Origin of the sequence: Acidovorax lacteus, from assembly GCF_039540375.1 — a bacterium.
In the GTDB taxonomy this organism is placed as follows: domain Bacteria; phylum Pseudomonadota; class Gammaproteobacteria; order Burkholderiales; family Burkholderiaceae_C; genus Acidovorax_G; species Acidovorax_G lacteus.
This window is the reverse complement of record NZ_BAABEX010000031.1, coordinates 23,090-35,460: the sequence shown is the minus strand read 5'-3', so window position 1 is coordinate 35,460 and position 12,371 is coordinate 23,090. Positions and strand designations below refer to the sequence as shown.

The window sequence follows — 12,371 nt, the reverse complement described above, 5'->3', positions numbered from 1 at the left end:
CGACGCCATGACTTCGACCACGACTTCTCCGTCCGCCATGGCCCTGGCGGACATGCCCCGCCGCAGCTGGGCCTGGTACGCTGCCTGGGCTGTGGTGGCCATGGTGCTGGCCGGCTCCTGGGAAGGGGCGGACATGCGCCCCATGGAGTTGCTGCGCGACTCGGGCAACATGGCCACGTTCGCAAGCGAGTTTTTTCCGCCCAACTTTGCACAGTGGCGCCTGTACGTGGCCGAGATGCTGGTCACGCTCCAGATCGCGGTCTGGGGCACGGCGCTGGCCGTTGTGACAGCGGTGCCGCTGGCCCTGCTGGCATCGTCCAACATCGCGCCCTGGTGGGTGAACCAACCGGTGCGCCGCCTGCTCGATGCCTTCCGTGCCATCAACGAGATGGTGTTCGCCATGCTGTTCGTGGTGGCCGTGGGACTGGGGCCGTTTGCGGGGGTGCTCGCGCTGTGGATTCACACGGCGGGCACACTGGCCAAGCTGTTTTCAGAGGCGGTGGAGGCCATCGATCCCCAACCGGTGGAAGGCATCCGGTCCACAGGGGCCTCGGCCCTTCATGAGATCGTCTATGGCGTGATTCCCCAGGTCATGCCGCTGTGGATTTCGTACGCCCTCTACCGCTTTGAAGCCAACGTGCGTTCGGCTTCTGTGGTGGGCATGGTGGGTGCCGGTGGCATCGGCGTGGTGCTGTGGGAGATCATCCGCGGCTTCCAGTACGCCGAGACGGCCGCGGTAATGCTCATCATCATCGTCACCGTGAGCGCTATCGACCTCGTGTCGGCGCGCATCCGCAAACTGCTGGTCTGAGGACGCACCATGGCCCTGGACCTGGACACCATCGAGCGTTTGCTGCGTGAGCAGGGCGCGCGCCAATACGGCCGCGAGGCCGTGAGCCAACTGGACCATGCGCTGCAATGCGCCCACAGGGCCGAGCAGGCCGGTGAAGGCGATGTGCTGGTCGTCGCGTGTCTGCTGCACGACCTGGGCCATCTCATCGCGGCCGAACGCGCGGCAGAGCGGCCTGCGGGCGTTGCAGCCGATGCCGACGATCTGCACCAGTACACCGTGATGCCCTTCTTGCGGGGGCTTTTGCCAGAGGCGGTGCTGGAGCCCATCCGCCTGCATGTGGAGGCCAAGCGTTACCTGTGCCACGCTGAGCCTGGGTACTTCGCCTCCTTGTCTCCGGTATCGGTGCACAGCCTGGCGCAACAGGGCGGTGTGTTTTCGGCAGCAGAGGCCGCGGGTTTTCTGAAGCACGCGTATGCGGCCGAAGCAGTGCGACTGCGCCGCTACGACGACCATGCCAAGGTGCCGGGGCGGGCCACGCCCGACCTTGCTCACTATCTGCCTCTGGTGGAGCGTTTGCGGCAGCAGGCCCTGGCGAACGTTTGATCAGGCGCCGCAGCGTGCTTGTTGACGACCCTGTTCAGGTCTGCATGGCCGATTTGATCGAGGCTTCGACAGCGGCCGCTGCAGCGGGTTGGCCATACAGGTAGCCCTGGTACAGCACACAACCCGCTGCTGCCAGCACGGCGCGCTGCTCAGCGGTCTCCACGCCCTCTGCAATCACTTCCAGGCCCAGGCTGCGTGACAGGCCGATGATCGTGTCCACGATGGCCGCATCGTTCGGATCGGTCATGAGATCGCGCACGAAACTCTGGTCGATCTTGAGCTGGTCGAGCGGCATGCGCTTGAGGTAGCTCAGGCTGGAATATCCCGTTCCGAAGTCATCCAGCGAGAAGCCAACGCCCAGCCCTTTGAGCTGCCCCATGGTGGCAATGGTGGCCTCCATGTCTTCGACCAGCAGGCTTTCGGTCAGCTCCAGCTTGAGCTGTCCTGGTGGTGCTCCGGTACTGACCAGCACGCGCGCCACGTCGTCCACAAAGCCGGCGTGGCGGAACTGGCGCGAACTGACGTTCACCGCCATCGTGAGATGCGACAGCGTCGGATCGGACTGCCAGCGTGCCAGCAGGGTGCAGGCGCTTTGGAGCACCCAACGCCCCAGGGGCAGGATCAGTCCGGTTTCCTCTGCCAGGGGAATGAACTGCCCGGGCGAGACCATACCCCGTTCTGGGTGCGCCCAGCGCACCAGCGCCTCGACGCCGACACAACCGCGCTGTGCATGCATCTGGGGCTGAAAGTGCAGCAGAAGTTCGTTCTGCGCCAGCGCATTGCGCAAATCGACCTCCAGGGCGGCGCGCGTGGTCACCACAGCCTGCATGTCGGGGTCAAAGAAGCGCAAGGTGTGCCGGCCGGCTGTCTTGGCCTGATACATCGCCAAGTCGGCCTGCTTGAGCAGTTCCCCCACATTGGTGTGATCGCCATGGAACGGTGCGATGCCGATGCTGGGGGTGCTGCGGTACTGGTATCCGGTCAGGGCATACGGGATGGACAGCATGCCCAGGATTTTTTCGCCGACGCTTCGCGCCTGAAGCGCCAACTCGTGGGGCTTGGCACTCAGTTCTTCCAGCATGACCACGAACTCGTCGCCCCCCAGTCGCGCCACGGTGTCGACGTTGCGTACGCAGGTGTTCAGGCGTTGGGCCACCTGTTGCAGCAGAAGATCGCCCTGGTCGTGCCCGAGGGTGTCGTTCAGGGTCTTGAAGTTGTCGAGGTCGATGAACAGCAGCGCCCCGCCCCGGCGGTGTCGCTGGGCCGAGGCCAGCGCCTGGTGCATGCGCTCCATCAGCAGCACCCGGTTCGGCAGGCCTGTCAAAGGGTCGTAGAAGGCCAGCCGCTGGATCTCGCGCTCGATGGCCTTGCGGTGGCGGATGTCGGTGTTGATCGCAAGGATGGACTGTGGCCGCCCGGCATCGTCGCGTACCAGCGTCCAGCGACCCTCCACCTCGATGGTGCTGCCATCCCGGTGGCGCTGCACGATCTCGCCGGTCCACTCGCCCTGTTCGAGCGTGATGGCCGTCGCGCGCATGAACGGAGCCGCATCTTCATACAGCAGCTTGTCGATGGGCTGGCCCAGAACCTGCAGTTGGCTCCAGCCGTACAAGCGCTCCGCACTTTTGTTCCAGTAGATGATGCGGTGATCGAGATCGCGCACGATGATCGCGTCCTGGGCCTTGTCGAGCAGCGAGGCCTGGTGGCGGATGCGCAGGTCGGCGTTTTGCCGGTCGATCTCAGCGGAGGCACGCGCGGCAAAGATCTGCAGCGTGGAGGTGATGAAGTCCGGGTCTTCCAGTGGCTCTCGGAACAGCACAAAGATCAGTCCGACGACATCGCCATCGGCGTTACACAGCTGCTGGCCGACATACGCCTCGGCTTCGACCAATCGCAGCACCGGGGCATCGGGATAGGACAGGCGGATCTGCCGCGTTACTACATGGTGGCGGTGCGTGAGCAACTGAAGGCTCGGGGTGCCGTCGAGCGCATACTCGGCATTGGGCAGCAATTGGCCCTGGACCATCGTGGCCACCGTCATGGCCCGTGCAGGCTCTCCTTGCCGTGAGGGAAGCAGCCGCGCAACGCAGCCGGCTTGGGCGCCAAGCGCTTCTTCCATGTTGCGCACCAGCTGCACAAAGAACTCGGTGCCTGTGCTGGCCGACACGGCAGCAGCCACCTTGACCACTGCGTTCTGCAAGCGCTCCCGTGCCTGTTGCGCGCGCAGGCTGGTGATGCCGAACGCCAGATCGTTCGCCAACTCCTGCAGCAGCGCGGCTTCCTCAGAGCTGATCTGCAGAATCTCAGGGGCATACAGGTACAGCAGCCCGAATGTCCGCTCCCGCTCGCGCAGCGGCAGACAGATGATGGCGTGAAAGCCATGCTGCAGCATCCGCTCCATCCAGCCCCCCATGTCGGGCCGCGTGCGGATGTCTTGCACGATCACTGGTTGCCCAGTCCGTACGGCGATGCCCGCGGGGCCCTGGCCAGACGGATGGTCAGCCGACCAGCTCAGTTGCAGCGATTGCAGATACTCCTGGTAGGGGCCTGCGAATGCGGCTGGTTCGATGGACTTGCGCTCATCGTCTCGCGCGAACCCCACCCAGCCCATGCGGTAGCCACCAATGTCCACGGCAATCTGGCACACCGAGCGCAGCAGTGCGGCTTCGGAGGTGGCGCGCACCAGTGCCTCGTTGCAGGCCCCCAGCAGTCGCTGGGCACGTCCCATGCGCGCCAGCTCACGCTCTGCCCGCAGTCGTTCCGTGACATCGGTGGCCAGCACCTGGCAGGCTGGTCGGCCGTCAAAGCTGATGTGCCCAATCGACACCTCGACTTCGATCTGGCTGCCGTCCCTGCGGCGATGGCGCTGTACGCCCAGCCGTCCGGTGCGTCCACCAGGCACCGCCAGCAACTGCTGCTCCAACGCGTGGGCCTCAGCCTCCGGAGCCAGATCGGTCATGCGCAGTGCGAGCAACTGGGCCTCTGTGTACCCATAGTGCTCAACCATGGCACGGTTGGCCGCCAGGAGTCGCAAGCTCTGCTGGTCGTACACCCACATCGGATGCGGGTGCGCGTCGAACAGCATCCGGTACTGGTGTTCTGAGGCGTGCAAACGTCCAGCCACATGGCGCAGCTTGACCATGGCACCCAGCGACTCAGTCAGGATCTCCAGGCGCTCTACATCCCGCCGTGAAAAGGCATTCACCTCGTCGGAGGTGACCTTCAGCGAGCCCACTACCTCGTGGCCATCCCGCAGCGGAACTGCCATCACGGATCGCACGCCGTGTCGGTGCGGCATGGATTCCATGTCCCATCCGGCCGCCCAGGTGTCGTTGCAGACCACGGTCTCGCCGCGGTGCAGGGCAGGCCACAGAATGCTCTTGTCGACCGGCAGCATGTTGCCTACGGGACGCACCAAGTCTCCTGCGGACGCCTGCGCCACCAGTTGTCGTCCCTGCAGCAGCTCCACCATCGCGCCACGGGCGCCCGTCTGCTGCTGCACGGTTTGGGCGACCAGCTCCAGCACTTCGGGCAGGGCCAGGTCCAGCGACGAGAGGCGCTGCTGCACGCGCAGCAACTCTGCGTGGTAGGTGGCTTCTCGCAGGGCCTCCAGCGCTGCCAGTTTTTGGGCGCTGATGTCGGTCATGCCGCCCACCATGCGCAGGGGGCGTTGTTGCGCATCGCGGATGACGAAGCCCCGGTCCAGCACCCATGCATAGCTTCCGTCGTAGCGGCGGAAGCGGTACTCGGCCGACCAGTGGTTGCGGGTTCCCTGGATCACCGATTCGATGCTGTGCACGACCGAACGCCGTTCTTCGGGATGCAGGCGTTCGGTCCAGGAACGACTGTCGGGCTCCAGCGCATCGGGCGGGATGCCGAACAGTGTCTGCATGCCATCGCTCCACCAGATGGCATCCGATTCAAGATTCCAGTCCCAGATGGCATCGGCGGTGGCACGGGCGACATGGTGGAAGCGCTCTTCACTCAATCGCAGCGCCGTCTCGGCCGCATGCCGCTCCGAGACATCCTGGAACGCTCCCTGGATACGGGCAATGCGCCCATTCGCCTCGCGCACCGCCTGGCCCACCGTTCGTACCCACAATGCCCCGGCGCCAGGCACTTCTACTTCGGCTTCCACATCGAATGCGCGGCCACTGCGCATGCACCCCTCAAAGGCTTCCCGCATTCGGCCGCGGTAGGCCGGGGCAAACAACGCCAGGATCTGGGCCACCGAACCAACCCGGCGCAGCAGTCCGAAGTCCTGGGCAATGTCCTGAGACCAGGTCAGTTGCATGCTGGGCAACTCCACAATCCAGCCGCCGATACGGGCAATGCGTCCGGCAACCTGCAGTGCCTCGCCCTGTGCCCGCAGTTCGGCGTGCATCTGGTCTCGCTCCCGGACGAGCTGGGCCAGCAGTCTCTGCTGGCGGCGCAATTCCAGCTGAACCATGACTTGGCGTGCCAGGATGGCCAGTCCCTGGGTCTGCCCGGGCTGCCAGACCCGGGGCACCGTATCCATCACGGCCAGGGTACCGACCACCTCGCCTTCGGGGCTGCGCAGCGGAGCGCAGGCATAGGCCCGCAGGTACGGCTCGCCCAGCACCAGCGGGTGCGAGGTGAACATCGGGTGTTGATGGGTGTCGGACACCTCCACCACCGGCTCGGCACTGTGCATGAGGTGGGTGCAGAACGACATCCACCGTTCGGTCTCTGCCATCGGCACGCCGACCGAAGCCTTGAACCACTGGCGATGCTGGTCGATGAAGCTCACCACGGCCATCGGCGTGCCGCACAGGCCCGAAGCCAACAGCACCAGTTGGTCAAAGCTGTCCTCTGCCGGGGTGTCCAGAATGGCGTAAGACCGCAAGGCTTCCAGCCGGCGGAGGTCCTGCGATGCCTGGAGGTCACCCATGGTCAGGCTCTGGCCGTCAGGCGGATGCATGGAGCAGTGAGGGTGGTACGCAAGACAGGCATGGGCGCGGTGGGGGCTGTGCGGTCACATGGGCACATGCCGCCCCATCGGTTGTACGGTGAATCTGCATCCGCGGCAATCGCAAAAGCACCGATTCCCGGTTCTGCCCGGGTCGCATGCGCGACGTGTGCGAAGGCAGCTCGCCAATCGATCACAAACTGCCCATGGCAGCACGCCGGGTGCGCACTGCTTTTGCCAGGTTCTCCAGCACGGGTACGGTCTGTTCAAACGCAATACAGGCATCGGTGACCGACACCCCATGCCGCAGTGGTTGCCCGGCAACGATATCCTGCCGCCCCTCTTCCAGGTGGCTTTCAATCATGATGCCGGTGATCCGCGCATCGCCCTGGGCGATCTGTTCGGCCACCTCGGCTGCAACGGCAATCTGGCGCTGATGCTGCTTGCTGCTGTTGGCATGGCTCACATCCACCATCACCTGCTCACGCAGGCCTGCCGCGGCCAGCAGTGCGCAGGCGGCGGCCACGTCCTGCGGACCGTAGTTGGGCTGCTTGCCACCTCGCAGAATCACATGGCAGTCCCGATTGCCGCGCGTCTCGAAAATCGCAGCCTGGCCCATCTTGGTCATGCCCATGAAAGCGTGTGCCGCCTGGGCGGCCAGAATCGCATCGGCCGCGACCTTGACGCCGCCGTCGGTGCCGTTTTTGAAGCCCACGGGGCATGACAGGCCGCTGGCCAATTGCCGATGGCTTTGGCTTTCCGTGGTGCGGGCGCCAATCGCGCCCCAGCTCACCAGATCGCTGATGAACTGCGGTGACAGGAGGTCCAGGAACTCAGTGCCCACCGGCAGGCCCATCGACAGCACATCGATGAGCAGCTTGCGGGCCATCTCCAGCCCTTCGTTGATCGCAAAGCTGCCGTCCAGATGGGGGTCGTTGATGTAACCCTTCCAGCCCACTGTTGTGCGCGGCTTTTCGAAGTACACGCGCATCACGATCAGCAAGTCGGCCGCCAGGGCATCGGACTGCTGCTTGAGCCGCTGCGCGTACTCCAGGGCTTGTCCGTGGTCGTGAATCGAGCAGGGCCCCACCACGACGACCAAGCGGTCGTCCTGGCCGTGGAGCACGCGGGAGATGGCGGTACGGCTTGCTTCGACCAAGGCCTGCACCTCGGCCGGCGCAGGGAGCCACTCCTGCAGCAGCGCGGGGGTGATCAAGGGGCGTACCGCCTTGATCCGCGTGTCGTCGATGCGGGTGGTGTCAAGGGTGCTCAGGGGCGTGGCAGGGTGTGGGACGTGCATATGCAGGCGGGGCAACCGGGGATACAACCTCCGATTGTCGCCAATACACGGCACTGCAGCACTACAGCACCCCGGGCGTGGCGGTCATGCCGCGCGGCCCTCAGGGCCTGCGAAAGCCTGCGAATTCCCGCGCCCAGTGTCGGGCACGCAAATGGTCGAGGCGCACCGTGCCGCCCGTGGAAGGCGCATGGACAAAGCGCCCCTCTCCGACATAAATGCCCGCATGGGTGGGAACCGGGTTCCCAAAGAGCACAAGGTCACCGGTACGCACGGACTGGGCGTCCAGGGCCTGGCCGAACTGCCCGAGAGCCGCCACGGTGCGCGGCGGGGCCATGCCGGTACGCTGGCGGAACACATAGTGGATCAGACCGCTGCAGTCGAAGCCGCCTTCTGGCGTGTTGCCGCCAAATCGGTACGGCGTGCCGACCAGGCCCAAAGCGTGGATGGCCACGTCATGGGCTTGTTCATCGCTGAGATGCGGCACCGCCAGCGGCGGTAACGGCTGCGATGGACTGGGCTGGGGCGCCGTGCTGCAGGCGCCCAGCAGCAGCAGGGACACCAGGCCGGCCAGAACATAGGTCATGCGCATGGCCTGGAAAGGGTAGCGCATGCGGGCCTGAGCGGAAAGAACGGCCAGTGCCTGTGGGGCCTTTGACCACCTCAACCCAGGCTGCGCCCTTGGCGGGTCCGCGCAAGGCCTGCCAGTGCGACCAGAGCCGACAGGAGAATGAGACTCCACTGGCCCAGCGTTGGAATCGCGGCGGTGTGCAAGGCACCCGCCACGGCGATGGTCACCGTCAGGTTGGCGGTGTTGTTGCCTGCATTCGCATCGCCAGTGGCGCCGGTGGTGCCGCTGCTGCCAAAGCTGCCGGCGGCCGATGGCGTGCCCGCAACTGTGCAGCGGACCGTCTGCCCTGCAGGCACTGCACTGCCGGCCGTCCATGCGGTGTTGCCCGGGCTGATGGTGCAGCCCGTGACGCCGACACCGGTCGGCAGGCCTGCGGCGCTGCACTGTCCGCCAGCTGCGGTTTGGTTGCCGTTGTTGGTGCAGGTGAAAAAGCCGCTGTAAGGGGTGCCCACCGATCCCGACGTCGGTAGGCCCGCCAGGTTTACAGCCATGTCCACCAGCCCGATTGCGGTCGAGGCCGTGGCCGAGTTGTTGGTGATGTTGCTTTCGCCGCTGGTGGTCGAGACGTTGCTGGTCACCCCGACATTGCCGCTGGCGGGGGCCGTGTAGCTCAGCACGAGGTTCAGCGCCTGGCCCGGAGTCAGGGTGGACGGCAGGCCGCAACCCGTAATGGCGCCCGTGCCCCCGTTATAGGTACAGGCCACGCTGTTGTAAGTGACCGCAACCCCGGTGGGCGAGCCGGTCAGTTGCACGGTGTAGCCCAGGTTGGAAGCGCTGGCCCCCCCCACATTGGAAAACTGCAGGGGCACTTGCACGGTCGTTCCTGCCAGGGCTGTGCTTGGTGGGGCTACGCTGGTCGTCACATCGGCCTGCACGCCCGCAGACGCCACGGTGGTGGTGCCTTGCGCGGTGTTGTTGCCGGTGTTCGTGTCCAGGCTCGTGCTCGAGACCGAGGCCTGCACTGCCACCTGACCATTGCCAGGTGCGGTGTAGAGCAGCGTGAAGGGTTGGGACTGTCCAGCCGTGAGCGTAGCCGGCAAGCCGGTGACCGTGACCGCGCCGGTACTGTTGTTGTACGCGCAAGTGGCACCACCGCTGCACGATACGCCGGTCAGACCTGGCGGCAGCGTAAGCGTGTAACCCACCCCTTGCGCATCCAGCGGGCCGAGGTTGGATACCGTGACGGACACGGCAACGGCAGCACCTGGGGCGACCGTTGCTGGCGGCGAGACCGTGACCGTCACGTCGGCACCGGCAGCCCCTGTGACCACCGTGGTGTGGCCTGACGCCGAGTTGTTCGTCGTGTTGGTCTCACCGGCGGTGGTGGTGGAGACCGTCGCATTGACATTGACCACGCCTTGCGCCGGACTCGTGTAGCGCAGCGTGAGGTTGGCCCAGGCGCCCGCCGCGAGGCTGGCAGGCAGCCCAGTGACGGCGACTGCGCCGGTACCCGCCGTGTAGGTGCAACTCACGGGGGCTGCGCAGGACACACCTGTGAGACCCGTCGGCAGTGTCAGGTTGTAGCCCATGCCTGCAGCGGTCACATCGCCCGCGTTGCTGAAGCGCACGGGCACTTCCACCAGGCTTCCCGGGGCCGCAGTCACGGGGGCGGACAGGGTGGCGAGCACATCCGGAGCCGTTGCCGTGCTGGACGTGGTTGTGGCACTCTGGGCCGTATTGTTGGCCGTGTTGGTTTCTGTGGCGGATGTGGCCACGCTACCGTTGACCGTGACGGTCGATCCTGCAGCCGGCGCGGTGTAGGACAGCGTGAAGCCTAGCGACTGCCCGGCGGTCAATGTGGCTGGTGCGCCATTGACGGTCACTGTTCCCGTGCCCGCGTCGTACGTGCAGGTGATCCCCGAGCCGCTGCAGCCCACCCCGCTCAGGCCCGCAGGCAGTTGCAGCCCGTAGCTGGTGATGGGGGCAGCCGAGGCCCCCACGTTCGCGAACTGCACTGGCACCGCCACGGTGCCGCCCTGCACTGCCGTGGCCGGCGCGGCCAGCGACACGAGGACATCGGCACTGGTGGTGCCACCCACCAAGGTGGTGGCACTCGCCGTATCAGGTGCGAGATTGGCTCCCTGGCTGGAGGTCGTGGTCACGGTGGCCTGGGTGGCTACGCTGCCCGTGGCGGGCGCGGTATAGCGCAGGCCAATGTTCACTTCCTGTCCTGGCGACAGCGATCCCGGCAGACCGCTGATGCTCACGGCGCCCGTGGTGGCGTTGTAGCTGCAGGTCGCGCCCGTGCACGAAACATCACCGAGGCCCGTGGGCAGCTGCACCGTGAACACCGTTGCAGTGGCGGTCTGGGACCCCACGTTGGCAAAGCCCACGGCCACATTCACCGTACCGCCGGCCGGCGTGCTGACCGGAGCCGACACGGTAGCCCGCACATCGGCGTTGTCCACGATGCTCAGGGTGTTCGATTGCGGCGTGGTGGTCTGGTAGGTCCAGAGGTTCAGGGCTTTGGTATCGCCGAAACCCTGGGTAGCGCTGGCGCAGTCGGAGTTCGGATTGCCGATCTGCCGCCAGCTGCGGGCATATGCGGTATTGGGTCCGGTGCCGTTGTCGTAGACCCGTGCCGAGGAGTCCACCCCTTGCAGCGCCTGCACCGGGTTGGTGTTGTCGTAGGTGGCGTTGCCGCAGATGTGGCCGTTGAGCGTGCCCACGGCGGTGCCACCCCGTGTCACATACCCACGGTCGTCGTAATAGATCAGCGAGTCGGTCACATTGCCGTTGAGCTTGGTGACCGTGGGGCCGCCAAAAATGTTGGCTTCGGCATCGACGAAAGGAAAGTGCACTTCGCCGTTGCGCCCGGTGATGCGGAACTGGTAGTTGCTGCCGGCCGGGAAGTTGTTGCCCGCGTTGTCCTTGCCGTCCCAGACCACCGAGTATTCCCCGGTACCGGACGTGCCGGTGAGCACCCGGTTGGTGGGCGTGGCGGGGTCCCAGTCAGTGCCGTCGCGGCTGATGACGATCTGGAACGAGAGCGTGTCGGTCACATAAAAGCGAAACACGCCACCCTGCCCCACATAACTGGTAGACGAATTGACGGGCGGGTACCGAAAGCTGAACGAATTGACCTGTGGAGGCTTCGGCGTCAGCGGAATGCCCAGCGCCGTGAGCGTGCGCTCGGCCTCTACGTTCCCGGGCGCGATGTTGCTGAAGAAGATCGGGTACTGCGGTGGGTCGGCGCTCACGCCAGCCGGGATGCCGGTGGACACCGGCTGGTTGGTGCCGCGGATGTTCTTGTACAGAGGGTCTCCGCTGTCCACAAAGCCGCGTGCGTTGGCAAAAAAAGTACCGCCGTTGAGGTCCAGACCGGTCAGCGTCTGGCGATAGCGGTAGCCATCGCTGGTGGCGTAGAACAAGTCGGAGTACAGCCGCCGTGCGGGCCCGTTGCCACCCGTGAACGCTGTCCAGGCGTAGGTGAAGACCCGGCCGTTGAGATCCACCGTGGAGGTGGTGTCGCTGGAGCGCACGGTCACGTCCCAGGCCGAAACCGTGGTGTTCGACACGGCGGGTGTGCTGACAGAGCCGTCCGGTCCGCCGCCAGTGTTGCTGGGGCTGAACAGCACACCGTAAACCCCATCGACCGGCGCCTGGTACACACAGGGCACGAAGCCCCCAGCCACGCCACCGCCGGCGACCGCCTGCGGGCCGGCCAGTTCTTCGCTGCGATTGGCAATAAGGCCCGTTGTGCCACTGCTGCAGGTGAAGTCGGCCGTGGCTGGAATGGTCTCGTTGCCGCGCGTCCCGAAGCTCTGGGGCTGGTACACGTTGATCGCACCCACGCCGTTGGCGGTGCGGTTACGAGACCCCAGCAGGATGTACTCGTTCTGCCGCGCATACACGTACACGAAGGTGCGCCGCGCGACCACGCCCAGGTAGCGGCTGTTGGGGTCGGTCAGGTCGAGGTTGGCGCGGCCGTTGTTGCCGCCATCAATCGCCTCGTAGTTCAGCGGGTACAGAGAGCGGCTGCCTTCGGCGAGCACAGCCGTGCTGGTGGCAGCCAGCATCAGGGCGCCGGCCACCCAGGCCAGCCCCCGGTTCAATCGCATTTGCACAGTGGGAATCCCTCTAACGGCGTCCGGTCTGACCGGCCGGGCGCACCGTG

The 12,371-nt window shown here is 65.7% G+C and carries 6 protein-coding genes; 2 read left to right on the top strand and 4 right to left on the bottom strand.

Annotated features, from left to right (window positions below; translation table 11 throughout):
- Positions 1 to 7 precede the first annotated feature (7 nt).
- Together phnE and ABD866_RS15915 are read left to right on the top strand one after the other, a co-directional pair.
- Positions 8 to 811: a phosphonate ABC transporter, permease protein PhnE gene (phnE, locus tag ABD866_RS15920; RefSeq protein WP_345067459.1), complete on the top strand. Its 804-nt coding sequence runs from the start codon at positions 8 to 10 to the stop codon at positions 809 to 811.
- Positions 812 to 820: 9 nt separating this feature from the next.
- Complete coding sequence (locus tag ABD866_RS15915) at positions 821 to 1,396, top strand: phosphonate degradation HD-domain oxygenase (protein ID WP_345067456.1); 576 nt, start codon at positions 821 to 823, stop codon at positions 1,394 to 1,396.
- Positions 1,397 to 1,430: 34 nt separating this feature from the next.
- Here the strand turns inward: ABD866_RS15915 and ABD866_RS15910 are convergent, their stop codons facing one another.
- From ABD866_RS15910 to ABD866_RS15895, 4 genes are all read right to left on the bottom strand, one after another.
- Entirely contained in the window at positions 1,431 to 6,308 is a 4,878-nt protein-coding gene (locus ABD866_RS15910; RefSeq protein ID WP_425549604.1) for an EAL domain-containing protein, read from the bottom strand.
- A gap of 211 nt (positions 6,309 to 6,519) precedes the next feature.
- Complete coding sequence (locus ABD866_RS15905; RefSeq protein ID WP_345067450.1) at positions 6,520 to 7,626, bottom strand: 3-deoxy-7-phosphoheptulonate synthase; 1,107 nt, start codon at positions 7,624 to 7,626, stop codon at positions 6,520 to 6,522.
- 100 nt (positions 7,627 to 7,726) lie between these two features.
- Positions 7,727 to 8,236: a C40 family peptidase gene (locus tag ABD866_RS15900; protein WP_345067447.1), complete on the bottom strand. Its 510-nt coding sequence runs from the start codon at positions 8,234 to 8,236 to the stop codon at positions 7,727 to 7,729.
- Between the two features lie 50 nt (positions 8,237 to 8,286).
- Positions 8,287 to 12,315, bottom strand: coding sequence for an IPTL-CTERM sorting domain-containing protein (locus tag ABD866_RS15895; RefSeq protein ID WP_345067691.1), 4,029 nt, complete (start codon positions 12,313 to 12,315; stop codon positions 8,287 to 8,289).
- Between the last annotated feature and the right edge of the window lie 56 nt (positions 12,316 to 12,371).